Annotated in this window: 24 protein-coding genes and 2 tRNA genes; 3 read left to right on the top strand and 23 right to left on the bottom strand. The window is 64.8% G+C overall.

Translation table 11 applies throughout. The features are described 5' to 3' along the window. Nucleotides 1–21: 21 nt before the first annotated feature. Nucleotides 22–309, top strand: coding sequence for a hypothetical protein (locus G513_RS0105000; protein WP_022975723.1), 288 nt, complete (start codon nt 22–24; stop codon nt 307–309). Between the two features lie 204 nt (nt 310–513). Here the strand turns inward: G513_RS0105000 and G513_RS0104995 are convergent, their stop codons facing one another. The 17 genes from G513_RS0104995 to leuC form a co-directional block, all read right to left on the bottom strand. Further along, the gene (locus G513_RS0104995; protein ID WP_022975722.1) at nt 514–966 is read right to left on the bottom strand and encodes a hemerythrin domain-containing protein; all 453 of its coding nucleotides are present in this window, start codon (nt 964–966) and stop codon (nt 514–516) included. Between the two features lie 246 nt (nt 967–1,212). Next, nucleotides 1,213–1,289, bottom strand: a tRNA-Arg gene (locus G513_RS0104990). 177 nt (nt 1,290–1,466) lie between these two features. Beyond that, nucleotides 1,467–1,554: transfer RNA gene (locus G513_RS0104985), tRNA-Ser, on the bottom strand. A 34-nt stretch (nt 1,555–1,588) separates the two neighbouring features. After that, nucleotides 1,589–2,257, bottom strand: coding sequence for an SPOR domain-containing protein (locus G513_RS0104975; protein ID WP_028475152.1), 669 nt, complete (start codon nt 2,255–2,257; stop codon nt 1,589–1,591). Beyond that, complete coding sequence (gene folC / locus G513_RS0104970; protein WP_022975721.1) at nt 2,254–3,552, bottom strand: bifunctional tetrahydrofolate synthase/dihydrofolate synthase; 1,299 nt, start codon at nt 3,550–3,552, stop codon at nt 2,254–2,256. The genes G513_RS0104975 and folC overlap by 4 nt, the downstream gene beginning before the upstream one ends. Further along, entirely contained in the window at nt 3,539–4,438 is a 900-nt protein-coding gene (gene accD, locus G513_RS21435; protein ID WP_022975720.1) for an acetyl-CoA carboxylase, carboxyltransferase subunit beta, read from the bottom strand. Before accD ends, folC begins: the two co-directional genes overlap by 14 nt. A gap of 90 nt (nt 4,439–4,528) precedes the next feature. After that, nucleotides 4,529–5,338, bottom strand: a complete 810-nt coding sequence (trpA, locus tag G513_RS0104960; RefSeq protein ID WP_022975719.1) for a tryptophan synthase subunit alpha — start codon at nt 5,336–5,338, stop codon at nt 4,529–4,531. Between the two features lie 15 nt (nt 5,339–5,353). After that, the gene (trpB, locus tag G513_RS0104955; RefSeq protein ID WP_022975718.1) at nt 5,354–6,556 is read right to left on the bottom strand and encodes a tryptophan synthase subunit beta; all 1,203 of its coding nucleotides are present in this window, start codon (nt 6,554–6,556) and stop codon (nt 5,354–5,356) included. Nucleotides 6,557–6,577: 21 nt separating this feature from the next. Then, nucleotides 6,578–7,228: a phosphoribosylanthranilate isomerase gene (locus G513_RS0104950; protein ID WP_022975717.1), complete on the bottom strand. Its 651-nt coding sequence runs from the start codon at nt 7,226–7,228 to the stop codon at nt 6,578–6,580. Continuing rightward, the gene (gene truA, locus G513_RS0104945; protein WP_022975716.1) at nt 7,225–8,019 is read right to left on the bottom strand and encodes a tRNA pseudouridine(38-40) synthase TruA; all 795 of its coding nucleotides are present in this window, start codon (nt 8,017–8,019) and stop codon (nt 7,225–7,227) included. The genes G513_RS0104950 and truA overlap by 4 nt, the downstream gene beginning before the upstream one ends. A gap of 20 nt (nt 8,020–8,039) precedes the next feature. Continuing rightward, complete coding sequence (locus G513_RS0104940; RefSeq protein ID WP_022975715.1) at nt 8,040–10,319, bottom strand: motility hub landmark protein FimV; 2,280 nt, start codon at nt 10,317–10,319, stop codon at nt 8,040–8,042. Nucleotides 10,320–10,439: 120 nt separating this feature from the next. After that, nucleotides 10,440–11,462: an aspartate-semialdehyde dehydrogenase gene (locus G513_RS0104935; protein WP_022975714.1), complete on the bottom strand. Its 1,023-nt coding sequence runs from the start codon at nt 11,460–11,462 to the stop codon at nt 10,440–10,442. Next, nucleotides 11,459–11,980 (bottom strand): DinB family protein, encoded by a 522-nt coding sequence (locus tag G513_RS21430; protein WP_022975713.1) that lies wholly within the window; start codon nt 11,978–11,980, stop codon nt 11,459–11,461. Before G513_RS21430 ends, G513_RS0104935 begins: the two co-directional genes overlap by 4 nt. A gap of 5 nt (nt 11,981–11,985) precedes the next feature. Then, nucleotides 11,986–13,086, bottom strand: a complete 1,101-nt coding sequence (leuB, locus tag G513_RS0104925) for a 3-isopropylmalate dehydrogenase (RefSeq protein WP_022975712.1) — start codon at nt 13,084–13,086, stop codon at nt 11,986–11,988. A 42-nt stretch (nt 13,087–13,128) separates the two neighbouring features. Next, a complete protein-coding gene (locus G513_RS0104920) occupies nt 13,129–13,998 on the bottom strand; it encodes an SMP-30/gluconolactonase/LRE family protein (RefSeq protein WP_022975711.1) in 870 nt (289 codons plus the stop codon). Nucleotides 13,999–14,022: 24 nt separating this feature from the next. After that, nucleotides 14,023–14,661: a 3-isopropylmalate dehydratase small subunit gene (gene leuD, locus G513_RS0104915; RefSeq protein ID WP_022975710.1), complete on the bottom strand. Its 639-nt coding sequence runs from the start codon at nt 14,659–14,661 to the stop codon at nt 14,023–14,025. Nucleotides 14,662–14,663: 2 nt separating this feature from the next. Further along, nucleotides 14,664–16,082 (bottom strand): 3-isopropylmalate dehydratase large subunit, encoded by a 1,419-nt coding sequence (gene leuC, locus G513_RS0104910; RefSeq protein ID WP_022975709.1) that lies wholly within the window; start codon nt 16,080–16,082, stop codon nt 14,664–14,666. Between the two features lie 146 nt (nt 16,083–16,228). Here leuC and G513_RS0104905 point away from each other — a divergent pair, with 146 nt between their 5' ends. Both G513_RS0104905 and G513_RS0104900 read left to right on the top strand, forming a co-directional pair. Continuing rightward, on the top strand, nt 16,229–17,110 hold the full coding sequence (locus G513_RS0104905; RefSeq protein ID WP_022975708.1) for a LysR family transcriptional regulator: 882 nt from the start codon (nt 16,229–16,231) through the stop codon (nt 17,108–17,110). A 94-nt stretch (nt 17,111–17,204) separates the two neighbouring features. Then, nucleotides 17,205–18,134 (top strand): glutathione S-transferase family protein, encoded by a 930-nt coding sequence (locus G513_RS0104900; RefSeq protein WP_022975707.1) that lies wholly within the window; start codon nt 17,205–17,207, stop codon nt 18,132–18,134. Here G513_RS0104900 and yedA read toward each other — a convergent pair. From yedA to prmB, 6 genes are all read right to left on the bottom strand, one after another. Then, nucleotides 18,131–19,039: a drug/metabolite exporter YedA gene (yedA, locus tag G513_RS0104895; RefSeq protein ID WP_028475150.1), complete on the bottom strand. Its 909-nt coding sequence runs from the start codon at nt 19,037–19,039 to the stop codon at nt 18,131–18,133. The genes G513_RS0104900 and yedA overlap by 4 nt on opposite strands. 61 nt (nt 19,040–19,100) lie before the next feature. Continuing rightward, complete coding sequence (locus G513_RS0104890) at nt 19,101–20,726, bottom strand: phytoene desaturase family protein (protein ID WP_022975705.1); 1,626 nt, start codon at nt 20,724–20,726, stop codon at nt 19,101–19,103. 26 nt (nt 20,727–20,752) lie between these two features. Further along, nucleotides 20,753–21,676, bottom strand: coding sequence for a DMT family transporter (locus tag G513_RS0104885; RefSeq protein ID WP_022975704.1), 924 nt, complete (start codon nt 21,674–21,676; stop codon nt 20,753–20,755). Between the two features lie 11 nt (nt 21,677–21,687). Then, nucleotides 21,688–22,221, bottom strand: a complete 534-nt coding sequence (locus G513_RS0104880) for a YaeQ family protein (protein ID WP_022975703.1) — start codon at nt 22,219–22,221, stop codon at nt 21,688–21,690. Nucleotides 22,222–23,428: 1,207 nt separating this feature from the next. Further along, a complete protein-coding gene (gene aroC / locus G513_RS0104870; RefSeq protein ID WP_022975701.1) occupies nt 23,429–24,520 on the bottom strand; it encodes a chorismate synthase in 1,092 nt (363 codons plus the stop codon). A 24-nt stretch (nt 24,521–24,544) separates the two neighbouring features. Next, nucleotides 24,545–25,489: a 50S ribosomal protein L3 N(5)-glutamine methyltransferase gene (gene prmB, locus G513_RS0104865; RefSeq protein ID WP_022975700.1), complete on the bottom strand. Its 945-nt coding sequence runs from the start codon at nt 25,487–25,489 to the stop codon at nt 24,545–24,547. Nucleotides 25,490–25,596 lie beyond the last annotated feature (107 nt).

Raw genomic sequence — 25,596 nt, 5'->3', positions numbered from 1 at the left:
CTTCGATCTGGAATCCCCTCAATGACCGGGCTGCTGGCTTTCGCCGCTGCGCTTGCCGTGTCTTCCTCAGCCCCGACCCCGAAGCCAACCGCCAGTCCGCTGCCGCGCTGCTTCGTGAAGGTCAATCAACCGGCAGCATCGGTCCGGTTCAATCGGACCAACATCCCCGCCAACATCTGCGTCAGCAGCTGCGATGCGGCGATGGTTGGCGTCCATCGCGAGGAGGGTCAGACGGTCGGGCTGGCAATCTATACCGGCAGGCATTGCGGAGAGCCGGAAAAGCCGCGCGCGAAAGCCAAGAAGCCTTAGGAACGCCTCCAGGTCAGACGAGACCATCAGGGCCGCTCGTTTGATGACGCAGCCCGTCTGAACGTACCCGCGCGCAAATCGAATCGGGCCGATCGCGAAGCACGGAAGTAAATCCAGCGAATTCGCCAGACGCCTGGTGAGTCGAGCGGGTATGAACGCCGCTGGAGACAAGGCGAAGGCTCTTGCCGGCCGGCCAGATCATTCCTACCCGAGCATTTTCAGCATGCGTGCGTGGTCCTTTCGATACTGCTTCGCTCCGCGCTCCTTCTGCTTGTCCGTGAGGATTTTCCCGGACACCTGGAAGAATTTCTTCTCTTCCTCGCGAAGATGGTGATGAACCTTCTCCGAAAGCTTGTGCGCGGTCGCCATCCACCCGCGGCCTGAATGATCGATTACCTGCAGTTCTTCGACCAGCTCGTCGATCTGATGATGCTCATGCAGCGCGTGGCGGGACGATGACAGACCCATGTCGTCCATCAGGATGGGCACGTACAGGTAGCGCTCTTCTGCCGCCGCATGGGCCGCAAGCTCGATCCGCAACTCGGTGAAAATCGCGATGCGCTGCTCGGTATGTGGCTTCGACAGCAGAAGCTTTCTGCACAGGGACCGCTGGCGCACGTGACTTTCACGCAGCGCGTCGTAAATGGTTTCAGTCATGAGTTCGAACTCGATCGGTGACGGTCGGCAATATCATGCTGCTACGGTTGCAGCACGCGGGCATACCCCGGGAAATTCTGCAGCACGCCCAATGCCCGCGAGACGCACTATCTCCAGCACGGTTGCCGACGAGCCGCATCGACCCTGATGTCGGGCATCTCGAGGAATCACGTTGATAGGGCTGGGCTGTGTCCGGCTGGCGGACGAAAAACGCTTGAGCTCGTGGTGCTCAGGGAGGTATCAAGTTGGCGCGCCCGACTGGATTCGAACCAGTGACCCTCGGCTTAGAAGGCCGATGCTCTATCCGACTGAGCTACGGGCGCTTTGATTGGTGTTCTTGGGTTCGATTGCGCTGAAGCGGCTTCGAATCTCCCCATGCTCACTACTTGCCGCTTGGGATTCGTTCCTTCGGGCCTGGCCGCTTCCGCGGCTTCGAATCCCTCTCTCGCTGCCGATCGGCTTTTTCAAAACACCGACGTTTAGTCGGTGTTTTGAAAAAGTGGCGGAGAGAGAGGGATTCGAACCCCCGGAACCTTGCGGTTCAGCGGTTTTCAAGACCGCCGCAATCGACCACTCTGCCATCTCTCCGTGACCGCGCGCGCATTCTAGGCGCAGACGGCGTTCAACGCGATGCCTCCGATACGACTCGGGTCTGCGGATAGCCCTGGGTAGCCAGCCGGGCCTGGGCGCTGCGGGCGGCGGCTTCGGTGGAATAAGGGCCGGCGCGCACTCGATGCAGGGTCTTGCCGTTGGCGCCAGTGATCTTGCTGATCTGGCCGCGATGGCCCTGCTTGCCGATCAGGTTGACGATCGTCGTCGCCGTGCCGGCTTCGGCAAAGCTGCCGATCTGCACGTACCAGCCAGCGGCAGCCGGCTTCTCGGCCACCGCGGGCTTCGGCGGAGGAGCCACTGCTTCGGCCGGCTTGGATTTCGGCACCACGACCGGCGCTGGCGGCTTTGCAGCAGGCTTCGGCGCAACCGGCTTGGCGACTTCGGCCGTCGGCTTCGCAGCGCTTGGCGCCTCGGCTTCATCACTGCTCAGATCGGAAATGACCGCCTCGTCGTCCGGTCGCTCATCCGGATTCGCCGCCGATTCAGGCGAGGTGTAGTCATCCGGCGGCGGCACGGCATCGGCTTCGGTCACCTGCAGGCTCTCGCCGCTGAGGCTGACCGTGGTCGACGGTTCGACTTCGTTGCGCGCCGGCGCGCCGGGCAGCAGCAGCGACAGCAGGAACGCCAGGCTCAGCAAGACGGCGAGGCCAATCAGGCGGCGGCGAAAAACTTCGTTCATCGACTGTTCTCGAGTGCGGCTGCCACGGTCAGGAACGATCCACAGACCACGATGCGATCACCCGGTTCGGCGGCGGCGCGGGCGGCACTTATTGCATCACGGACCGTGCCGGCCGCGTGTGCAACCAGGCCGGACCGTCTGGCGATGGTGGCCAGCTGATCGTCGTCGAGCCCGCGCGGCGGCGGCAAGCGGGCACACCATACCGCGTCGACGACCGACGCCAGCACCCTGCAGGCCTCCGCGACGGGTTTGTCGGCAAGCATGCCGAGCACCAGCCAGGTGCGACCGGCGCAGGGCTCCGCGCGCAGCTGCGCGGCCAGCACGGTGGCCGATTCGAGGTTGTGGGCGACATCGAGGATCAGCCCGTCATGCCGCTGATAGCGCCCCGGCAGCACCAGGCCACGCAAGCCGGCTTCGATCGCGCTGCGGCCCACCGGCAAGCGCCCCTGCAGCGCCTCGATCAGCGCCAGCACGCCGGCAGCGTTGTCGATCTGGAAGGCACCAGGCAGCGCCGGCAGCGGCAGCTCGCGGTATTCGGCGCCTTCGCCTTTCCAGCTCCAGGCGGCATCGCTCCGGACGACATCGAACTGCCGACCAGCCGCGATCCAGCGTGCGCCGATCCGTCGCGCTTCCGCTTCGACGCTGGCTGGCGGCTCATGCTCGGCGCAGATCGCGGCACGTCCCGCGCGATAGATGCCGGCTTTCTCGCGGCCGATGCTGTCGCGATCCGGGCCGAGCCAGTCGGTGTGATCGAGACCGATATTGGTCACCAGCGCGGCATCGGCATCGACGATATTGACCGCGTCGAGCCGTCCGCCAAGGCCGACCTCCAGCACCTGCACCGTGCAGCCGGCTTCGCGGAACAGCCACAGCGCCGCCAAGGTGCCGAACTCGAAATAGGTCAGCGGAAGATCGCCGCGTGCGCCATCGATCGCGGCAAAAGCGGCACAGATCGCGTCATCGGAGGCTTCGATGCCATCGATGGCGATGCGTTCGTTGTAGCGCAACAGGTGCGGCGACAGGTAGCGGCCGACGCGATAGCCGGCGGCCTGCCAGATGCCGGCCGCGAGCGTCGCCGACGAGCCCTTGCCGTTGGTGCCGGTGATCGTCGCCGTGATGCAGGGCGCGCTCAGCAGGCCCAGGCGCTCGGCCACGAGGCGCGAGCGCGTAAGCCCAAGTTCGATCGAACGGGGATTGAGCTGTTCCTGCCAAGCCAGCCAGTCGGCCAGCCGCCAGTCACTGCGCGCGGTGCTGCCGCCTGAAGCGACCGCCGCGTCGCCGTCAGTGCGCGGCACCGGCCCCCGGCGAGGACACAGCCGGGATGCCCGGCGCGAAGTGGGTCAGCATGGCCAGCAGGCGGTGCAGCTTTTCGCGCAGCTCGCGGCGGTCGACGATCATGTCGATGGCGCCCTTCTCGAGCAGGAATTCAGCGCGCTGGAAGCCTTCCGGCAGCTTCTGGCGCACGGTCTGTTCGATCACGCGCGGGCCGGCAAAACCGATGAGCGCCTTCGGTTCGGCGATGTTGATGTCGCCGAGCATCGCCAGCGATGCCGACACGCCACCCATGGTCGGATGGGTCAGCACCGAGATGAACGGCAGGCCGCGCTCGGCAAGCTTGGCGAGTGCGGCGCTGGTCTTGGCCATCTGCATCAGCGAGAACAGCGATTCCTGCATGCGTGCGCCACCCGAGGCGGCGAAGCAGATCACCGGGCAGCCGTGTTCGAGCGCGGCGTTGACGCCGCGGACGAATTTTTCGCCGACCACGGAGCCCATCGAGCCGCCCATGAAGCCGAACTCGAACACGCAGACCACCACCGGCAGGCCCATCAGCTGGCCGCGGACGACGACCAGCGCATCTTCCTCGTCGGTGTCCTCGCGGGCTTCGGTCAGACGCTCGGTGTACTTGCGCGAGTCCTTGAACTTCAGCGGATCGGTGGACCGAACCCGGGCGCCGATCTCGACTTTCGGTTCGGCATCCAGGAAGTGGCTGATCCGCGCACGGGCGGCGATCGGCCGATGGGCGCTGCACTTCGGGCAGACCTCCAGGGTGCGCTCCAGCTCGGCTCGGTAAAGCACCGACTGGCAGGAATCGCACTTCATCCACAAGCCTTCGGGGACGCTCTTCTTGCGCACGCCGCCGGTCAGCAGTTTCGATCCGGAGATTTTTTCAAGCCAGCTCATCGAGGAGTTTTCCGCTTGCGAAGGTCGGGGCGACCTTGGGAGTTCAACAGGTGAGATTCCAACAGGGTTTGCAACGATCAGGCCAGAACTTCAGTTCAGGGCATCGAGTGCGGCGCGCATCTGGGCGAGTTGCGATTTCAGCAGGTCCGGCAGCACTTCGGGCGTCGACTGGTGCTTTTCAATCTGCGACACCAGCGCACTGCCCACCACCACGCCATCGGCCACCGCACCGACTTTCGCGGCTGATTCAGCATCGCGAATGCCGAAGCCGACTGCAACCGGCAAGGCAGTATGGCGGCGAATCTGCTCGAGCTTGGCGGTGACGCTGCCGATATCCAGCGAGGCAGAACCGGTGACGCCTTTCAGGGACACGTAGTACAGGTAGCCGCTGGCTTCGCGGGCGATCGCTTCGATGCGGGCATCGGAACTGGTCGGCGCCAGCAGGAAGATCAGATCGAGCCCGAACGAGCGAACCTTCGGCGCGAACTCGGGCGCTTCCTCGACTGCGAGATCGACGATCAGCACGCCGTCGACGCCGGATTCCCGGGCCAGCGTGCAGAACGCTTCCAGGCCGCGGGTCTCGATCGGGTTCAGATAGCCCATCAGCACCACTGGCGTGCGGCTGTCGGTCTTGCGGAACTCGGCAACCATCGCGCAGCAGTTCCACAGGCTGGTGTTGTGGATCAGCGCGCGCTCGCAGGCGAGCTGGATGGTCGGGCCATCGGCCATCGGGTCCGAAAACGGCACGCCGAGCTCGATGATGTCCGCCCCGCCCGCCACCAGCGCATGCATCAGGCCGACGGTATGGCTCGGGTGCGGATCACCGGCGGTGATGAACGGGATCAGCGCCTTGGCGTTGCGCGCTTTCAATGCGGACAGCGTGCTTTCGATACGGCTCATGTTCTGTTTTCTTCTTTACAGCAGCGAAATGCCTTCACGCTTGGCGATCGTGAAGATGTCCTTGTCGCCGCGGCCGGACAGGTTGACGACGATGATCTGGTCCTTGGCCATCGTCGGCGCGAGCTTCCTGGCGTAGGCGATCGCGTGCGAAGGCTCGAGCGCCGGGATGATGCCTTCGACACGGGTCAGCTCGTGGAAGGCTTCGAGCGCCTCGTCATCGGTGACCGACACGTAGTTGACCCGGCCGATGTCCTTCAACCAGGCGTGCTCGGGGCCGACGCCGGGATAGTCGAGGCCGGCGGAGATCGAATGGGTGCCGATGATCTGGCCATTGTCGTCCGCCATCACATAGGTGCGATTGCCGTGCAGCACGCCCGGCTTGCCAGCTGACAACGGCGCTGCGTGACGGCCGGTTTCGATGCCGTCACCGCCGGCTTCGACGCCGTACATCTTGACTTCGTCGTACTGGATCAGCGGATGGAACAGGCCGATGGCATTGCTGCCGCCGCCGACGCAGGCGACCAGCGCATCGGGCAGACGGCCGAGCTGATTCTGCGATTGGGTGATGACTTCGCGGCCGACCACCGAATTGAAATCGCGCACCAGCATCGGATACGGATGCGGGCCGGCGACGGTGCCGATGACATAGAAGGTGTCGTCGACATTGGTCACCCAGTCGCGCAGCGCTTCGTTGAGCGCGTCCTTCAAGGTTTTGGTGCCGCTCTGCACCGGGATCACTTCGGCGCCGAGCAGCTTCATGCGATAGACGTTCGGACTCTGCCGCTCGACGTCGTCAGCACCCATGTAGACCACGCATTTCAGGCCCAGACGAGCCGCGATCGTTGCCGACGCCACGCCATGCTGGCCGGCGCCGGTCTCCGCGATGATCCGGGTCTTGCCGAGGTGCTTGGCGAGCAGCGCCTGGCCCACGGTGTTGTTGATCTTGTGAGCGCCGGTGTGGTTCAGGTCTTCGCGTTTCAGGAAAATCTGCGCGCCGCCCCATTTCTTCGTGAGCCGCTCGGCGGGGTACAGCGGGCTTGGACGGCCGACATATAGCGCCAGATCCTTGTCGAGTTCGGCGCGGAACGCCGGATCGACCTTCAGCATGTTGTAGGCCGCTTCCAGCTCGCGCAGCGGCTCCATCAAGGTTTCGGCGACGAAACGGCCACCGTAGGGGCCGAAATGGCCCCGGGCGTCAGGCAGGTTTTCGTAGATCATCTAAGGCGATGGAACTCGATTTCAGGGAAGCTGGTCGGCGCGGTGAACCTCGCGCACGAAGTCGCGCATTTTGCCTGAATCCTTCACGCCCGGCGCCGCTTCGATGCCGCTGGAAACATCGACGGCAAAAGGCCGCGCCGCCGCTATCGCTGCAGCGACGTTATCCGGCCGGATGCCGCCGGCCAGCATGATCGGAAGAGCAACCGATGCGGTCGCCTGCTGCCAGTCGAAAGCCACGCCCTGCCCTCCCAGGCCGCCCGGCGCGTGGCCATCGAGCAGCAGCGCGGCCGCCGTCGCGTATTCGGCCGCGATCCCGGCCAACGGGCGCGTCTGGTTCTGCATCGCGATCGCTTTCAAATACGGATGGCCGAAGCTGGCGCAGAACTCGGCAGATTCCTCGCCGTGAAACTGCAGCAGGCTCGGCCGGATCAGGCGCAATACCTCGTGAACCAGTGCGGCATCCGGATTGCGCAGCAGCACCACACTGCTGACCAGAGGCGGGATCGTCTTTTTCAGCTCCGCCGCCACTTCCAAACTCACGGCGCGCGGGCTTTGCGGAACCAGGATCAGGCCGACAGCATCGATGCCGAACGCGACCGCTACAGCCACATCATCAGCCCGCGTGAAGCCGCAGAACTTGATCCGGGTACGGCGAAAGGCGGCAGCGCTCATGCAGGAAACCAGGGCTCGGACGGCGGCGGCAGGCCGAATTCGGCCGGATAGTCGGGGCCGACAAAATACAGGCCCTGCGCCGCCGCCGTCATGCCTGACAGGCTGCGGTCGCGGCCGGCCAGCAATTCGGCGATCCAGGCCGCCGGCCGACGCTGGCTGCCGACTTCCAGCAGGCTGCCGGTGATGTTGCGAACCATGTGATGCAGGAAGGCATTGGCGCGAACATCGATGACCACGAACTGCCGGCTGCGCCAGACGTGCAGGCTTTCGAGCCTGCGAGTCGCCGTTTTCGCCTGGCATTCGGCGGCGCGGAAAGCCGAGAAATCATGCTCGCCGACCAGCGCCTGCGCCGCTTCATGCATGGCGTCGGCATCCAGCGCATGAGCGATCCAGGTCGCCCGTTCGGCAAGCAGCGCCGAGCGGGCACGATCGTTGTGGATCACGTAGCGATAGCGGCGCGAGGTCGCACTGAATCGGGCGCTGAAACGGGCACTGAAATCACCTGCTACCGGCTGCACCCAGCGCAAGGCGATGTCTGGCGGCAGGCGCGAATTGCTGCCGAGCAGCCAGCCGTAGGGATCGCGCGCGGCGGCGCTGTCGAAATGCACGACCTGGCCGAGCGCGTGGACGCCAGAATCGGTGCGGCCGGCACAGATGGTCGCCACCGGCTGGTTGGCGACCGAACTCAGCGCGGCTTCGACCGCGCCCTGCACGCTCGGCCGCCTCGCCTGGATCTGCCAGCCCGAGTAGCGCGAACCGTGGTATTCGACGCCGGCGACCCAGCGGACCATGCCGGCCTGTGGGACGTCGTTCAGCCTGCGTCCTTCAGGCGCAGCTGGAGCGCCTCGGCTTCGATTTTCTGGTCGTCGCTGCCGGTGGCAATGACTTCGGTGAGCAGATTGCCGGCCGCCTCGATATCGCCCATGTCGGCATAGGCACGCGCCAGATCGAGCTTGGTATCGATCTCGTCGACACTGGCCGATAGCGGATGCTCCGGCTCCGGTTCGGCGCTCGCTTCCAGCTCGTCGAAACCGAACTCGATCAGACGCGGATCGAGCGGCGGTTCCGTCGGCGGCTCTGCGGCGAGATCGAAGCGGCTCAAATCGATATCGGCCAGCGGATCGACAGTGCCGGGTGCCGCCTGAACCGGGGTCGCGTCCGGCACCGGTTCGAGCGCCGGCGGCGCAACGAATGGCGCGGCGGCAACCTCATCCGGGCTGAGCCCGGAATCGATCTCGACCCGGGTTTCAGACTTTGTGTCGGGCTTGACCTCCGGCTTTTCGAGATCGGAGTCGAGATCGAAATCGATGACCGAAAGCTCGGCCGGCGGCGCCTTGGCAGCGGCGGCAGCCGCGTAGACCTCGGCGAGCTTCCGCTGCAGATCGGCGCGCTCGGGCTCTTCGGCGATCGCCTGGCTGAGCATCTGGATTGCTTCGTCATGCAGCCCGTAAGCGAGGTGGAAATCGGCTTCGGTCAGCGGGTCACCGCCATCCAGCTTGAGGACGGAAGCCGCACGTTCGTCTTCGGCAAGCAAGGCTTCGCCATCTTCCGGCAGCGGCGGCAACTCGGATTCGGCGAGCCTGGATTCAGGCTCAGGCTGAGCTTTGGGCGTCGGTTCGGCCGGCGCTTCAGGCTCCGCCGGCTCGCTCGGCACAGGCGCTACGGCCTCGGCATCCGCCACAGCACCCAATGTCGAGCGCCGGGCTTCGGGTACCGCTGCGGCAATCACCGGCATCGACACCCAGAGGGTGTCCGGCGGCGGCATTTTGGCTTTCGGCTTGGGCCTGGAGCGACGCTTCCACACCACCAGCATCAGCAGGAAGATCAGGACCAGGAGACCGCCGATCAGCGGCCACGACAGGCCGTAGTCTTCGAACGAGAACGTCGCGGCCGCCGGCACAGGGGTCGGCGGCGGCTCTGCAATCGGTGCTGGTGCCGACGCCGGCGCCGGTTCGGGGGCGCTGGCCGCTGGCGTTTCGCTGGCAGGTTCCACCGGGCTTTCAGCACTCGGCAATGGTGCCTCGGTCGCATCCGCTTCAGCCGCCGTTGCCGGGGCCGGAAGCGCTTGCGCCTCGGTTGGCGATGGCGCTGGCGTTGGTGCCGGGGCCGGAACTGGCACTACCGGAGCCAGCGGCTCAGGCACCGCAGCCGCCGGAGCCACCGTCCGCACCGGCGCTGCCGCCAAAGCCGAACGGCCCACCGGCTGCGCTCGCAGCGCGTCGACTCGGTTATGGGCGGTCTCGGCATCGACGGCCGTCACCTGTTCGGCATTCGGCAGGTTCAGCAGGCTGCCGCTGAGCAGACGATTGATGCTGCCGCCGCCGAAAGCCTGCGGATTGGCCTGGTAGATCGCCAGCACCATCTGCTCCATCGTCACTTCGGACGACGGCCGCAACTCCCGGGCGACGCTCCACAGCGTCTGGGTTTCCAGCACCGGGCCGTAGACGTCGCCATTCGTCGCAACCGACGAGGCGGGTGCGGCGGTTCTCACGACCCTGGTTGGCGCCGGCGTCGCAGCCGCAATCTCGACTGGAAGCCGGTCCAGACCATTGTTCACTTCGGCGCTGGTGTTGGCACTTGTGTCGACGCCAGCCTCGGCGAAGGACTGGATGCCAGACGGAGCATCCAGCAGAGCATCGGAGCCGCCGTCAGTGTCCGCAGACGCCAGTTCTTCCGGCACCAGCGCAGCAACTGCCGGTTCGGCGACAGGCTCTCCCGGCGGATCGAGCAATACGGTGTATTCGCGCAGGAAGCGGCCGCCGTTCCAGCGGGCCTGGACGATGAAATTGACGAACGGGTCGCGCACCACCTGATCGCTGATGACCTTGATGCCGCCGACGCCGAGCACGAACTTCAGGGTCGACACGAAGCTGGAGCGATCGATGCCGGACCGGGCGAATACTTCGTCCGAAGCCAGCGTGACGCTCAGGCTTTCAAGATCTTCAGGCTCCGCCGACAGCACCGGGATGGTCGCCAGAAAGCGCTGGTTGAGCCGGGAGCGAAGCTCGATGTCACCCAAGCCCAAGGCCTGTGCCGAGATCATCCACAGCGTCGGCGCCAGAACCGTCAGCGCAGCCAGATTTCGCAACATGAGGTTCCCCGTGGTCTCGAGCCGGCAACGCCGGCAGCCGCCGTCGCCGCGACGTTGTCGACCGTCTTTATACCTTATGAATCAAGGGAACCGTCACGCCGGCATGACCGGCGTGAGGTCTTACAGGTACGAACGGATCAGCACTTCGGCGATCTGGATCGAGTTCAGCGCCGCACCCTTGCGGATGTTGTCCGACACCACCCAGAGATTCAGGCCACGCGGATGGGAAATGTCCTCGCGGATGCGGCCGACGAAGGTCGCATCCTGGCCCGAGGCATCGCTGACCGCGGTCGGATAACCGCCGTCTTCATGACGATCGATGACGATCACGCCCGGAGCCTTTTCCAGCAGCGCGCGCGCTTCGGCGGCGGTGATCTTCTTCCTGGTCTCGATGTGGATCGCTTCCGAATGGCCGTAGAACACCGGCACGCGGACGGCGGTCGGATTCACCTGGATCGTCTCGTCGCCCATGATCTTGCGGGTCTCCCAGACCATCTTCATTTCTTCCTTGGTGTAGCCGTTGTCCTGGAAGACGTCGATCTGCGGAATCACGTTGAACGCGATCTGCTTCGGGTAGACCTTCGGCACCGCGTCCTGGAAATTCAGGAGGGCTGCGGTCTGGCGGCCGAGTTCCTCGATCGCGTCCTTGCCGGTGCCGGACACGCTCTGGTAGGTCGCGACGTTGATGCGCTCGATGCCGACCGCGTCATGGATCGGCTTCAGGGCGACCAGCATCTGGATCGTCGAGCAGTTCGGGTTGGCGATGATGCCGTGCTTCTTGTAGCCGGCGATCGCTTCCGGATTCACTTCCGGCACCACCAGCGGAATGTCGTCGACGTAACGGAACTGCGAGGTGTTGTCGATCACGACACAACCAGCCGCCGCGGCCTTCGGCGCGTAGATCGCCGAGACGCTGGCGCCCGGCGAGAACAGGCCGATCTGCACCTTGGAAAAATCAAAGGTCGCGAGGTCTTCGACGACCAGATCGCGATTGCCGAACTTCACCGTCGAACCGGCGCTGCGCTCGGACGCCAGCGCGTACACCTTGCCGACCGGGAACTCGCGCTCCTTGAGGATCGACAGCATCTGCTCGCCCACGGCACCGGTTGCGCCGACCACAGCCACGTCATACGTCTTGCTCATCTAAGGGCACTCTTCGCTTGCGCGTAATCGAAATAGAAAATGGGGAAATCGAACACCGGCGCTTCGCAGCCGAGCTGGCTCAGCGCCGTTGAAACCTGGCCACGGTGATGCGCGCCGTGGGTGAACATGGTGTGCACGGCCACCGAGCGCGGCAGGCGATGCTCGCTGCCGGCGGTACTGCGGTAATCGAAGTCGGCGAACAGCAGCTCGTCCGGCGTGGCATCGACGTAGCGCAGCCATTCGTCCGCCGACGCCAGCATCCGGACTTTCAGCTGCGCGCGATCAGGCTCGACTTCCATCGCCAGATCGGTGATCGGCAGCGGCGCGCCAGCGAGGCGCGACTGCCACATCAGATCGGCGAGCAGCAAATGGTTGATCGAGCCATGCACCGACTTGAAGAACAGGCCGACATCGCGTCGGTAGTCTTCATCGCTCAAGCCGTCGGCGACCGCGAACAGACGCTGGTGGCACCAGCGGTTCCAGCCAGCCATCGCCCTCAGATGTTCGCGGTAAGTCATTAGCTTCAGGCCAATGCCGCAACCACGGCATCGCCCATCGCCACGGTGCCAACCGTCGCCTCGCCCGGCTTGGCGATGTCGCCGGTACGCAGGCCCGAGGCCAGCACCTTGCGCACTGCGGCCTCGATGGCATCGGCGAGATCGCTGCGCTTCAGCGTGTAGCGCAGCATCATTGCCACCGACAGCAGCATGGCCAGCGGATTGGCCACGCCCTTGCCGGCGATATCCGGCGCCGATCCATGGCTCGGCTCATACATGCCCTGGCCGCGCTCGTTGAGGCTGGCCGACGGCAACATACCGATCGAACCGGTCAGCTGGGCGGCGATGTCGGACAGGATGTCGCCGAACATGTTGCTGGTCACCACCACGTCGAACTGCTTCGGCGCGCGCACCAGCTGCATCGCCGCGTTATCGACCAGCATGTGACTCAGGGCCACGTCCGGATAATCCTTCGAGACCTCGATCACCACCTCGCGCCACAGCTGCGAGGACTCCAGCACATTGTTCTTGTCGACCGAGCACAGCTTCTTGCCGCGCAGGCGCGCCGCTTCGAAAGCGGTGCGGGCGATGCGGGCGATCTCGAAGTCCGAATAGGCCTCGGTGTCGCGGGCCACGCGGGCACTCGGAATGACCTGGCTGCCGACCTTGTAGTCGGTCTCGACGCCGGTCTGCCGCTTGCCGAAATAGATGCCACCGGTCAATTCGCGGACGATCAGGATGTCGAGATTGGCCACCAGTTCGGCTTTGAGCGACGAAGCATCGGCCAGCTCTGGATAGAGCAGCGCCGGGCGCAGGTTCGAGAACAGACCGAGCCCGGCGCGGATGCCGAGCAGGCCGCGCTCCGGGCGCAGTTCCCGCGGCAGCTGGTCGTACTGCGGACCACCGACGGCGGCGAGCAGGATTGCATCTGCAGCCTTGGCGGCTTCCAGGGTCGCCGGCGGCAGCGGATGGCCGGCCGCGTCATAGCCGGCGCCGCCGATCGGGGCGCTGGTCCAGCTGACATCGAGGCCGTGGCGATCGCGCAGCACGGTCAACAGCTTTTCAGCTTCAGCGGTGATTTCCGGGCCGATGCCATCGCCGGGGAGCAGCAGGATTTTCTGGGTCATGTCGTGTTCAGTGGTGGTCGGGATTGCCGCTTTCGCAATCGATCAATCGAGTGCGTAAGCACGCAGTTCGTTGTTCAGCATCATTGGCACCAGCAGCCGCTTGTTCGGGCCCAGGCCGATGTCGGCACTGCCCTGTTCCAGCAGCAGCCAGAGGTTCGCTTCGCCGGTTGCGGAAACCTTGTAGACATTGCCGTGCATCCAGTCGCTGAGGATGTAGCCGCCCTTACCGTCACTGACCAGGCCGTCGATGTTGGCGAACGGGATCGGTGCGAAGCGTGGTTCCAGCGCCGCCGTGGTGCGATCGACGCTCTGCAGATAGCCCATCTCCGAGGTCTCGAAGCCGTTGCCGGTCATGACGCCCCAGCTGCCGACGATCAGCTTGCCGCCTTCGACCAGCAGGCCGTTCGGCCCTTCGAGCTTCGGGCTGCTCAGCATCACGGCGAAGCTGGTGCCGGACAGGCGCCAGATGCTGTTGGTCCCGGTGTCCGAAACATAGACACGGCCACCGCTATCGACGGCGACATCGTTCAGAAACTTGGCACCGGCCGCCTTGTAACGCGCCGTAATGCGACTGTTACCGGTATCGACGACGATCAGTTCGTCGATGTCGGCGATGTACAGGAAGCCGTTGTTGTAGGCGAGGCCTTTCGGCGCGTTCAGCCCCTTGAGCCATTCGCGCTTGATCATCTTGCCGTCCGGGCTCACCCGCGAGATGAAACCGTTGCCGTCCTTGGCCGTGCCTTCGCCGTTGATATTGGAGACGTAGAACAGATCCTGCTGCTTGGCATAGACCACCGATTCCGGCTGGGCGAAGCCGGACAGCGTCCAGACCGGCTCCGGGCCGACGGCGAACACCGGCAGTGCCCACAGGCTCAAGACAGCGGAAGACAGCAGCTGGGTCAGACGATTCATCGGACGACTCCTTGTCGGTATTGCTCAGGCAAAAAGCCAGGGCGCATCGATCCTGCGCTTGGCTTCATAGGCATGGATTGCGTCGGCATGCTGCAAGGTCAGGCCGATTTCGTCGAGGCCGCGGATCAGGCAGTCCTTGCGGAACGGGTCGATATCAAAGCTGAACTTCAGGCCGCCCGGCGTCGACACCGTCTGCGCCGGCAAGTCGATGGTCAAGGCAAAATCGCTGCCGCTGGCGCTTTCCGCAAACAGGGCATCGATCTCGGCCTCTTTCAAGGCCAGCGGGAAGAAGCCGTTCTTGAAGCTGTTGTTGAAGAAGATGTCGGCGAAGCTCGGCGCGATCACGGCACGGAAGCCGTAATCGGTCAGCGCCCACACGGCATGCTCGCGCGACGAGCCGCAGCCGAAGTTCTCGCGAGCGAGCAGCACGGTTGAACCTGCGTACTTGGCATCGTTGAGCACGAAGCCCGGGTTCTTGCGCCGCGTGGCCGGGTCAATGTCGAGATCGCCCTTGTCGAGATAGCGCCAGTCATCGAACAGGAACGGGCCGAAGCCGGTCTTCTTGATCGACTTCAAGTACTGCTTAGGAATGATCGCGTCGGTGTCGACGTTGGCCCGGTCGAGCGGCGCAACCTTGCCGGTGACGATAGTGAAAGCTTGCATGTTCAGATGCCCCCCGAAAGCGTACGAATGTCGACGAAGCGACCAGCCACGGCGGCGGCGGCGGCCATCGCCGGAGAAACCAGATGCGTGCGGCCACCGGCGCCCTGGCGGCCTTCGAAGTTGCGATTGCTGGTCGAGGCACACCGCTCGCCCGGCGACAGCTGATCGGCATTCATGCCGAGGCACATCGAGCAGCCGGGTTCGCGCCATTCGAAGCCGGCGTCGATGAAGACCTTGTCCAGTCCCTCGCTTTCAGCCTGACGCTTGACCAGGCCCGAGCCCGGCACCGCCAGCGCGAGCTTGACGTTGCCGGCAATCCGCTTGCCCCTGAGCACGCCGGCCGCAGCACGCAGATCTTCGATGCGCGAGTTGGTGCAGGAACCGATGAACACCTTGTCGATGACGATATCGGTGATTGGCTGATCGGCATGGATGCCCATGTAGGCCAGCGCGCGTTCGATGCTGCCGCGCTTGACCGCATCCGCCTCGTTGGCCGGATTCGGCACCTTGCCATCGACCGGCAAGACCATCTCCGGACTCGTGCCCCAGGTTACCTGCGGCTGGATCGAGGCGGCATCGATCTCGACTTCACGATCGAACTTCGCACCCTCGTCCGAATGCAGCGTGTTCCACCAGGTGATCGCCTTGGCCAGTGACTCGCCCTTCGGCGAGAACGGCCGGTTCTGCACGTAGGCGATCGTCGTCGCGTCCACCGCCACCAGACCGGCGCGCGCGCCTGCTTCGATCGCCATGTTGCAGACGGTCATCCGGCCTTCGATTGACAGATCGGCAATCGCTTCACCGGCGAATTCGATGGTGTGGCCGTTGCCGCCGGCGGTGCCGATCTTGCCGATGATCGCAAGCACGATGTCCTTGGCGGTGATGCCGGCCGCGACCTTGCCGCGCACGGTGACTCGCATGTTCTTCGACTTCTTCAACACCAGAGTCTGCGTGGCGAGCGCGTGCTCGACTTCGCTGGTGCCAATGCCGAACGCCAGCGCGCCGAAGGCGCCATGCGTCGAGGTATGGCTATCGCCGCAGACCACGGTCATGCCGGGCAAGGTCGCGCCCTGCTCCGGGCCGATGACGTGGACGATGCCCTGGCGGGCGTCGTTCATGCGGAATTCGGTGATGCCGTATTCGTCGCAGTTCGAGTCGAGCGCTTCGACCTGGGTGCGCGAAATCGGATCGGCGATGCCCTGGCTGCGGTCGGTGGTCGGCACGTTGTGGTCAGCGACGGCGAGATTCGCGTCGAGCCGCCACGGCATGCGCTTGTTCAGGCGCAGACCGTCGAAGGCCTGCGGGCTGGTCACTTCGTGGAGCAACTGGCGGTCGATGTAGACGATCGCCGAGCCATCGCCCTGATCCTTGACGACGTGGGCGTCCCAGAGCTTGTCGTAAAGCGTTTTTGGCGTGTTCATGGTTATCGGTCGCTCTGTCGCAGCACAGGAATCGGGGTTCGGCGCGCAGTGTAGGGAGACGACATCAATTACTCCAATGAATCGTTTTCATGTTCTGCAGTCGCCATGGGAATATATCGGCCTGCCGAACCGGAGCTGGACGATCGATGGATACCCACAGCCTCAGCGCCTTTCTTGAAGTGGCCGAAGCCAGTTCCTTCTCCAAGGCCGGCGAGCGCCTGCACCTGTCGCAGCCGGCGATTTCCAAGCGCATCGCCGCGCTTGAAGCCGCGCTCGGCACACCGCTGTTCAATCGCGTCGGCCGGCGCATCGACCTGACCGACGCCGGCCGCACCTTGCTGCCGTATGCACGGCGGGTGCTCGCCGAACTCGAAGATGGCCGGCGGGCGCTGTCGCATCTGTCCGGCGCGGTCAGCGGCCGGCTGTCGATCGGCACCAGCCACCACATCGGCCTGCATCGGCTGCCCGAAGTGCTGCGCAGCTACACGCAGGCCTATCCCGATGTCGATCTCGACATCCACTTCATGGACTCCGAGGACGCCTGCGAGGAAGTGGCGCAGGGCCGGCTCGAACTCGGCATCGTCACCCTGCCGCGCGATCCGCCGGACGCGCTGCGCATGCAGATGATCTGGGTCGATCCGTTATCGGTGGTCGTTGCCCCGACCCATCCGTTGCTGCGCGAGCCCGAGCCGAAACGATTGCCGACCTTGAAGGCGCTGGCTGCGTATCCCGCCGTGCTGCCGGACGAGCGCACCTACACCCATCGCATCGTCACCGCTGCCTTGCAGGCGCATGGCGTGGCGCCGCGCATCCGGCTGTCGACCAACTATCTGGAGACGCTGAAGATGCTGGTCGCGATCGGCCTTGGCTGGAGCGTGCTGCCGCGCTCGATGCTCGATGACACCCTGGTGGCGCTGGAACTGCCGGAACTGGTGCTGAGCCGCGAACTCGGCGCCGTCTGGCATCGCGGCCGTACGCGGTCGGGGCCAGCGCGCGCCTTGCTGGATCTGCTCGCGGCGGCTCGCTGAACACCCGGCGGTATACTTTGCAGCCGCTGGAAACGCAGCGATATCCCTATAAAAACAAGGGACCGATCTCCGCATCGGCCCACACGGAGAGCACATGAGCGACCTCGTCCTGCATCACTACCCGGCTTCGCCGTACGCGGAAAAGATTCGCGCCGCGCTGGGCTACAAGCGCCTGAGCTGGAAATCGGTGCAGCAGCCGATGGTGATGCCGAAGCCGGACCAGATCGCGCTGACCGGCGGCTATCGCAAGGCGCCGGTGCTGCAGATCGGCCGTGACATCTATTGCGATACCGCGCTGATCTGCCGGACCCTGGATCGCCTCTATCCTGATCCGCCGCTGGTGCCGCTGGCTGCGAAAGCCAGCTGCGCGGCCTTCGCCAGCCTGGAGCAGACGCTGTTCTTCGCCGCGATTCCCACCGTGTTCCAGCCGGCCGGCCTCAAGGCGCTGATGGCGGTGATGGGGCCAGACGGCCTGGACAAGTTCTCGAAGGACCGCGCCGCGCTATTCGTCGGCGGTAGCGCCTCGCGGCCGGGCCCGGAGTTCGGCAAGACGCATTTCATGCCGCTGATGAACAGCCTCGATCAGCAGCTCGCGGCTTCACCGTTCCTGCTTGGCGAAGCGCCGACCCTGGCTGATTTCTGCGCCTATCACCCAGTCTGGTTCATCCGCAACAACGCCGGCGTTGCCGGCCTGCTCGAACCGTTCAAGTCGCTGCTGGCCTGGGCCGATCGGATCAACGGCCTCGGCCACGGCGAGTCGACCGAGATCAGCGGCGAAGACGCAATCGCCCTCGCCCGCGACGCCAGCGGCCTGCTCCCGCTGGACGGCCCGATGCTGGAACCGGAAGGCGCGCGCATCGGCTCGAAAGTCACCGTCGCCGCCACCGACTACGGCACCGATGCGGTGTCCGGCACCTTGATGCACGCCTCGGTGTTCGAGGTGGCGATCAAGCGTCGCGACGAACGTGCCGGCGATGTCGTGGTCCACTTCCCGCGCGCTGGCTTCAAAGTCACGCCGGCCTAGGCAACAACTTTCGGCACTTTCGGCTTGCGATTGTTGAGCACGATCATCAGCACGCCGGACAGCACCAGCACGATCGCCGCCAGTTCGCTGGCGACGAACAGTTCGCCGGCCAGCGCAGCGCCGAGCAACAGCGCGACCACCGGATTGACATAGGCGTAGCTGGTGGCCAGCGACGGCGACACTGTCTGGTTCAGATAGATGTAGGCACTGAAGGCGATGACGCTGCCAAAGATGGTCAGATAGGCCACTGCCGCCATCGCTTTCGGCGTGGTTACCAAGTGCCAGGATTCTCCGGCCGCAGCGCTCGCGATCAGGAACAGCACGCCGGCCGAAAACATCTGGCAGGCCGTGCTCATCGGCCCGGCCGGCATGTCCAGCCGGCGGCTCCACACCGAGCCGAACGCCCAGCTGACCGCCGCCGAAATCAGCAGCGCGGCAGACAGCGGATTGGCCGCGAAATCGCCACCGAGATTGAGCAGCACGATGCCCGAGAAGCCGATCGCCAGCCCCAGCCACTGCAGCGGCTTCGGCCACAGCCCCCAGATGCCGCCGAACAGGCTTGCCCACAGCGGCATCGTTGCAACAGCGGTGGCGGCCAGTGCCGAACCGACCGATTTCTGCGCGTAGACGACCGCGCCATTGCCGATGTTCAGCAGCAGGAAACCGATGACCATCGAACGGCCGAACTGTCTCCAGGTCGGCAGCGGATAGCCGCGCAGGCGGAGCACGATCAGCAGGACGCTGCCGGCAGCAATGAAGCGGATGCCGGGAAAGAACAGCGGCGGATAGGCTTCCAGCGCGAAGCGGATCGCCAGATAGGTCGAGCCCCAGACGAAATAGACGGCGACGAGGCAGAGCCAGACCAGCGGGCTCAAGCGGCCGGTCGATGCAGCGGAGGTGGTCACGGCGAGATTCCTCGCGAAAGAGGCGCGCATCTTAATCGAGCACGGGACAGCAAGCCGACGATCAAAGCGTCCGCAGCAGCTCACGTGCGCAGTTGCGGCCGGGAGCGCCGGTCACGCCACCGCCGGGATGCGTGCCGGCCCCGCAGAGCCACAGTCCCGGCAATGGCGTGCGGTAGTCCGCCCAGCCCGGCACCGGCCGCATCGAGAACAGCTGATGCAAGGCCATCGAACCGTGAAAGATGTTGCCGCCGGTGAGCGCGAAACGACGCTCCAGATCGAGTGGCGTCAGTACCTGACGATGGAGCACCGACGCGGCGAAGTTCGGCGCATAGGCATTGACGGCGGCGATGCAGCGATCGGCGAACGGCCCGCGCAGCGCCTCCCAATTAAGCCCTTCGGCAAGCTTGTAGGGCGCGTACTGCACGAACATCTGGACAATGTGATGACCCGGCGGCGCCAGCGTCTTGTCGACCGAGGTAGGGATGGTCAGTTCGAGGATCGGCTCCGTCGAAGGCAGACCACGCCGCGCATCGTCGTAAGCCGCTTCGAGGTATTCCATCGTCGGGCTGATATGGATGGTGCCGCGATGCTGCGGCCCGACTTCGGCCTTGCCCGGTAGCGCGGCGAAGTCCGGCAGTTCGGACACCGCGAGATTGATCTTCATCGAAGCGCTGGCGTAGTCGATGCGGGCAACGGCCTCATCAAATAACTTTGGCAACGAACCGGCCGCCAGCAACTTGCGAAACGTCACTTCGGGCGTGGCATTCGAGACCACCGTCTTGGCCCGGATCACCTTGCCATCGGCCAGTCGCACGCCCGTCGCCTGCCCGCCTTCGACAAGGATCTCGGCAACCTCGGCGTTGCAGCGGATCTCGACACCGCGCTCGCGCGCCGCTGCCGCCATCGCCTGCGTCACCGCACCCATGCCGCCTTCGACATAGCCCCAGACACCGCGCGCACCGCTCGCGGTGCCCATCACGTGATGGAGCAGCACATAGCCGGTGCCGGGCGCGGAGATTGGTTGCTGGGCGCCGATCACCGCGTCGGTGGCCAAGGTCGCCTTCAGCACGTCGGACTCGAACCAGCGATCGAGGATCGGCCGCGCAGCACCGGTCAGCAGCGCGATCGCCTGCGGCAGTTCATCGCCCATCGCGCGCAGCGCTTGATACAGCCGGCGGCTGCGGCGCAGCTCGCGCAGCCGCGCGAACAGACTGCGCTTGCGCCATGAAGCCGGCAGCGGCAGCAGATCGGCCGGCGGCTCCGATAGCAGCGGTTCGATGCATTCGGCGATCCGTGTCAGCCAGGCTTCATAGCGCGGATAAGCCGCCGCATCGCGCGCCGAGAACTTAGCGATCTCACGATGGTTCAGAACTTCATCCGGCCCCATCAGCAAGGAACGGCCGTCGGGCAGCGGCGTGAACGACGACGGATTGCGCGCCAGCACCTGATAGCCATGGCGCGCGAGTTCCAGTTCCTGCACCACCTCGGGCAGCAGCAGACTGATCAGGTAGGAGGCCGTCGACGCGCGATAGCCCGGTGCAATTTCCTCGGTGATGCAGGCACCGCCAACGACGGCGCTGCGCTCCAGCACCAGCACCCGCTTGCCGGCTGCAGCAAGCGTCGCCGCGCAGACCAGACCGTTGTGGCCGGCGCCGATCAGGATCACGTCATGCACGGCATCGACCATCAGGCTTGCGCTCCGCCCAGTTCAATTCAGGCCGGCGCCAATGCCGGCTGTCTTTCGCTCAATGCAACGACCACGCCGACGATCAGCACCGCGGTGCCGACGAGCACGGTGGTTGCCGGCCAGGCACCGGTCCAGATCGCGCCATAGGCGATGCCGCCGATGGTCTCGAAGACGATCATCTGGCCGAGCAGCGACGGCGGCAAGCGCGTACTCGACAGGTTCCACAAGGTATTCGCGGCCCAGGACGTCACCAGACCGAGGAACAGGCTGACGGCGATGAACAACAGCCAGTCATTCAAGCCATGCACCACTGCCGGCTTGGTCGCCGCAAACAGCAGCAGCGCGAACGGCAGCGCCGCCGCCCCCTGCAAGGACGACCACTGCATGCCGCTCATGCCGGGACGCGCGCGCAGACGCTCGGCATTGATGACGCCATAGATCGTCCACAGCAAGGTCGAGCCCGCAGCGCACAGCCAGCCGATCAGCTCATCGCTACTCGTCACATGGCTATCGCCAACCGCATCGACCTGCGGCGCCCGCGCCAGCCACAGTCCCGCGGCGATCAGCAGCAGCGCCCAGCCATAGCGCGGCGTGATCGGCAGGCGATGGCGGATGCGCGCCGCCAGCGACACGGTGACCGGCAGCAGACCGATGATCAGCGTCGGCATCACGTAACCAGCCTTCTGCACCGCCACACTGAGCAACGCGTAGTACAGCAGGTTGCCGAACAAGGTCAGCAGCAGCGATTCCCGCCACAGCTTTGCATCGCGCAAGCGCGTGCGGCCACGACGATGCAGCAGCCAGAGCGTCACCACGGAAGCCGCGCCGTAAGCGATGTAACGGCCGGCCGCAACGGCCAGTCCCGGCCAGTCACCAAGGATCAGCGGACCGATGAACGCGAACGCCCAGCCAAAGCAGGCGGCGACTGCATAGAAGAATCCGGCGCGCACCAGTGGACAGCCTAGCGCAGGGTCGCGATTTCAACCGCGACGGTGCGCTCGCCGTCGCCGAGCCAGACCTGACCATCCTGGATCGTGCAGTGCAGCTGCATGGTCCGCTGCGCGAGCTGGGTCAAGGTGGCATCACCACTGCTGCTGATCCGCCGCACCGACAGATTCTTCGCTCGTGCAAGCTTCGCTTCCGCCGTCTGCCACCAGGGCTCGGCAGCGCGGTTGAAACCGTAGACGAACACCTGCCCGGCCCGGCCGCAGGCGCGGATGATGTTCTTCTCGTCCGGCTGGCCCAGCTCGATCCATTCCTCGATCAGCCCGGTCAGATCCTTGCGCCACAGGTCCGGCTCGTCCGGGTCGCTCAAGCCCTTGCCGAGTTCCAGCCGTTCGTGAGCATGCAGCGCGAATACCAGCACGCGAACCATCATGCGTTCGTCGGTCTCCGAGGGGTGCCGGGCGATGGTCAGCGCGTGTTCGGCGTAGTAGTTGCGATCCATGTCGGCGATCTGCAACTGGGCCTTGAAGATGGTGGCTTTGAGGGCCATGGGGAGGCGCTTTGGGTTTGGCGAGTGGGGATGGATGGTAGCGGGCGGGCGGGTTCTTGGTTGGAAGCCCGTAGGTCGGGAAAGCAGCTTCATCGCGCATCCCGACAGATTCGGTGTCGCCTGCATCCCGTGCACGTCTGACTTCACCGAACTATTCCGCGCTGTCGCGCGGGTCACGTTCCTTGAACGCCCAAGGAAAGTAACCAAAGGAATGCGCCCCGCGGCATGCCGCCGGAGGACGAAAAGCCGTCCTCCGGTTCCCTGTGCTTCTCGCGCTCTCCGGGGCACCGCGCCGACAGGCCATCCATGGCCTGGCAGCGCTCGACCGGCATCCTGCCGGTCGTCCCTCTCCGATCGCTGCGATGCTCGGCGGCATGCAGGGGGGATAACGTCCGAAGCACAGCAACGTCAGCACAGCGCCGCGCTCCGCGCGGCGCTGTGCTTTTGATTCTGTTGTTGTCGTTGCTTGGCCGTGGACGTTGGACCCCCTTAAGCGCGCCGAGCATCGCAGGCCATGGCGGACAGGCTCCGAAGGAGGCGAGGCAGGATGCCGAAGCCTTTTCGCCGCGCCACGGATGGCGCGTCGAAAAGCCCCGCCATGGCCGAGAAGCACAGGGCATCGACTTGCCGGCTTCTGCTTCTTCGGCAAGTCGACGCAGCGCCGGGGGCGCCCTTCCTTTGGTTACTTTCCTTGGGCGCCAAGGAAAGTGACCCGCGCGTAAGCGCGGAATGGTTCGGTGCAGCCAAAAGAATCAAGGAAACAGGCGGTACCGACCTCCTCGGGATGCGCGATGAAGCCGCTTTCCCGACCTACGGGCTCTAACCATCCGCCGTTGCTTCTTGCGGCCGTCGGGTTGAACACCGGTTTATTCCCATAACAAGAACCAGGCTATCCCAACCGTGCCTCCTACAAACGGTAGGCTCAGAATACCGAGTTCAATGTAGCGAGCACGAGCGCGTGGGGGATGAACGCGACGAATACTGAGAGTGCCTAAGAGAACAGCTACAGATGAAAGCACCATTGTGGCCATGACAGCTACGCCGAGGGCTGCAAGCAATGGCATGCCACACACAAAGCCCTTCTGTGCGGCAGCCCATTGCGAAAAAGTCCACTGCTGATAGGCAAAGAATCCTGCCGGTAGCACTACAGACACTATGCCGAGCACTAAGGAGCTAATTCGAAGCATCGTGCTTTGTTCCATTCGACCTAACGCGAAATATCCGGCGTCCCCACCACCACATCCCCATTCTGCCCCCGCTGCCTCAGCGCATGATCCATCAACACCAGCGCCACCATCGCCTCCGCAATCGGCGTAGCCCGAATGCCCACACAGGGATCATGTCGCCCCGTCGTCCGCATCTCGGTCGCGTTGCCGTCCGAATCGATGGTCTTGCCCGGCGTGGTGATGCTTGATGTCGGCTTGATCGCGATCGAACAGACGATGTCCTGACCGGTCGAGATACCGCCCGAAACGCCACCCGAGTGATTGGCGAGGAAGCCTTCCGGCGTCATCTCGTCGCGGCCTTCCGTGCCGCGCTGGTTGATCACGCCGAAGCCGTCGCCGATCTCGACGCCTTTCACCGCGTTGATGCTCATCAGCCCGAAGGCCAGTTCGGCGTCGAGGCGATCGAACACCGGTTCGCCGAGACCCGGTGGCACTTTCGTAGCGATGACGTTGACTCTGGCGCCGACCGAATCGCCGTCACGGCGCAGCTGATCGATGTAAGCCTCCAGCGTCGGGATCATCGTGACGTCGCCGCAGAAGAACGGGTTCTGTTCGACCTGCGCCCAGTCCTTGACCGTCATCGCATGCTCGCCGATCTGCGCGCACCAGCCGCGGATCTCGATGCCGAATTTCTGCTGCAGCCATTTCTTGGCGATCGCGGCGGCAGCGACTCTCACGGCGGTTTCGCGGGCTGACGATCGGCCGCCGCCGCGCGGGTCGCGGAAGCCGTATTTCTGGGTGTAGGCGTAGTCCGCGTGGTTGGGGCGGAACACATCCTTGATCTTGTCGTAGTCGTAGCTGCGCTGATCGGTGTTTTCGATCAGCAGCGCGATCGGCGTGCCGGTGGTCTTGCCCTGATAGACGCCGGACAGGATGCGGACCTGGTCGGCTTCCTTGCGCTGGGTGACGTACTTCGAGGTGCCGGGCTTGCGGCGATCGAGATCAGGCTGGATGTCCGCCTCGCTAAGTTCCAGGCCGGGCGGACAGCCGTCGACGACGCAGCCGATCGCCACGCCATGTGATTCGCCGAAACTGGTGACGCAGAACAGCTTGCCGAAGGTATTGCCGGACATCGTTTTGCTCGTTGCTGAAGGGGATTACTTGCGGCGCTTGCGCGCGCGCAGCCATTCGCTGAGTTCTTCGCGGGTGATGACGAAGACGCCATCGCCGCCTTTGTCGAACTCCGGCCAGGCGACCGGAATGCCGGGGAAGCGGGCTTCGAATTCGTCATCGGAACCGCCGATCTCGCAGATCAGCACGCCGTGGTCGGTCAGATAGGTCGGCGCGTCGTTGAGGATGCGCTCGACGATGTCCATGCCGTCGGCACCGGCTTCCAGCGCCCGCTTCGGCTCGTGCTGGAACTCGGGCGCCAGTGCGGCCCATTCGGCAGTTGGCACATACGGCGGATTGCTGACGATCAGGTCGTAACGCTTCTTGCCGACCGGGGCGAACAGATCGCCAACCACCGGGCGAACGCGATCCTTGACGTGATGGCGAATGATGTTGCGGGCCATGACGTCGAGCGCGCCGTCGTCGATCTCGGCGAGGTCGACGGTCGCTTCCGGAAATGCGAACGCGGCGGCGATGCCGATGCAGCCGGAACCCGAGCACAGATCGAGGATGGTTTCCGGATCACGCGGCAGCCAGGGCTGGAACTGCGCTTCGATCATTTCGCCGATCGGCGAACGCGGCACCAGCGCCCGTTCGTCGACCTCGAATTCCAGGCCGCAGAAGTATGAAATGCCGGTGAGGTACGGCGCCGGCTTGCGGGTCTCGACCCTTTGGCGCAGCAGGTTCAGCGCAGTGGCGCGCTCATCCTCGGCCAGATGGGTTTCGAGATAGACCGCCGGCAGGTCGAACGGCAATTTCAGGCTCGACAGCACCAGGTGAAACGCTTCGTCGAGTGCATTGTCGGTGCCGTGGCCGAAGACCAGGCCATGACGGTTGAACTCGGAGGCGCCCCAGCGGATCAGGTCGCGCACGGTGGTCAGCGGAGCCAGGGTGGCGGGGATAGCTGAAGGGATGGCAGCGGTATCGGACATCGAGTCTGGAAAGCCGGGATAATCGACAAAGTATGCGGGCCATGGCTGACCCGCGCCAATCATGACGGGGGTTGCTGCGTGTCGAATGGCTTGTTGCGCTGGAGCGG

Source organism: Nevskia ramosa DSM 11499, assembly GCF_000420645.1.
GTDB lineage: Bacteria > Pseudomonadota > Gammaproteobacteria > Nevskiales > Nevskiaceae > Nevskia > Nevskia ramosa.
Note: the sequence above shows the minus strand (reverse complement) of the source record. Positions and strands in the feature narration are given on the sequence as shown.

Excerpts from the sequence above, each read along its gene's own strand:
- leuC (WP_022975709.1), bottom strand. The coding sequence starts at position 16,082 with ATGAACACGCCAAAAACGCTTTACGACAAGCTCTGGGACGCCCACGTC.
- G513_RS0104880 (WP_022975703.1), bottom strand. The coding sequence starts at position 22,221 with ATGGCCCTCAAAGCCACCATCTTCAAGGCCCAGTTGCAGATCGCCGAC.
- leuB (WP_022975712.1), bottom strand. The coding sequence starts at position 13,086 with ATGACCCAGAAAATCCTGCTGCTCCCCGGCGATGGCATCGGCCCGGAA.
- prmB (WP_022975700.1), bottom strand. The coding sequence starts at position 25,489 with ATGTCCGATACCGCTGCCATCCCTTCAGCTATCCCCGCCACCCTGGCT.
- accD (WP_022975720.1), bottom strand. The coding sequence starts at position 4,438 with ATGAGCTGGCTTGAAAAAATCTCCGGATCGAAACTGCTGACCGGCGGC.
- G513_RS0104890 (WP_022975705.1), bottom strand. The coding sequence starts at position 20,726 with ATGGTCGATGCCGTGCATGACGTGATCCTGATCGGCGCCGGCCACAAC.
- trpA (WP_022975719.1), bottom strand. The coding sequence starts at position 5,338 with ATGAGCCGTATCGAAAGCACGCTGTCCGCATTGAAAGCGCGCAACGCC.
- leuD (WP_022975710.1), bottom strand. The coding sequence starts at position 14,661 with ATGCAAGCTTTCACTATCGTCACCGGCAAGGTTGCGCCGCTCGACCGG.
- G513_RS0104950 (WP_022975717.1), bottom strand. The coding sequence starts at position 7,228 with ATGAGCGCTGCCGCCTTTCGCCGTACCCGGATCAAGTTCTGCGGCTTC.
- G513_RS0104935 (WP_022975714.1), bottom strand. The coding sequence starts at position 11,462 with ATGAGCAAGACGTATGACGTGGCTGTGGTCGGCGCAACCGGTGCCGTG.
- G513_RS0104975 (WP_028475152.1), bottom strand. The coding sequence starts at position 2,257 with ATGAACGAAGTTTTTCGCCGCCGCCTGATTGGCCTCGCCGTCTTGCTG.
- G513_RS0104905 (WP_022975708.1), top strand. The coding sequence starts at position 16,229 with ATGGATACCCACAGCCTCAGCGCCTTTCTTGAAGTGGCCGAAGCCAGT.
- G513_RS21430 (WP_022975713.1), bottom strand. The coding sequence starts at position 11,980 with ATGACTTACCGCGAACATCTGAGGGCGATGGCTGGCTGGAACCGCTGG.
- aroC (WP_022975701.1), bottom strand. The coding sequence starts at position 24,520 with ATGTCCGGCAATACCTTCGGCAAGCTGTTCTGCGTCACCAGTTTCGGC.
- G513_RS0105000 (WP_022975723.1), top strand. The coding sequence starts at position 22 with ATGACCGGGCTGCTGGCTTTCGCCGCTGCGCTTGCCGTGTCTTCCTCA.
- G513_RS0104940 (WP_022975715.1), bottom strand. The coding sequence starts at position 10,319 with ATGTTGCGAAATCTGGCTGCGCTGACGGTTCTGGCGCCGACGCTGTGG.
- G513_RS0104920 (WP_022975711.1), bottom strand. The coding sequence starts at position 13,998 with ATGAATCGTCTGACCCAGCTGCTGTCTTCCGCTGTCTTGAGCCTGTGG.
- G513_RS0104900 (WP_022975707.1), top strand. The coding sequence starts at position 17,205 with ATGAGCGACCTCGTCCTGCATCACTACCCGGCTTCGCCGTACGCGGAA.
- trpB (WP_022975718.1), bottom strand. The coding sequence starts at position 6,556 with ATGATCTACGAAAACCTGCCTGACGCCCGGGGCCATTTCGGCCCCTAC.
- truA (WP_022975716.1), bottom strand. The coding sequence starts at position 8,019 with ATGGTCCGCTGGGTCGCCGGCGTCGAATACCACGGTTCGCGCTACTCG.
- G513_RS0104995 (WP_022975722.1), bottom strand. The coding sequence starts at position 966 with ATGACTGAAACCATTTACGACGCGCTGCGTGAAAGTCACGTGCGCCAG.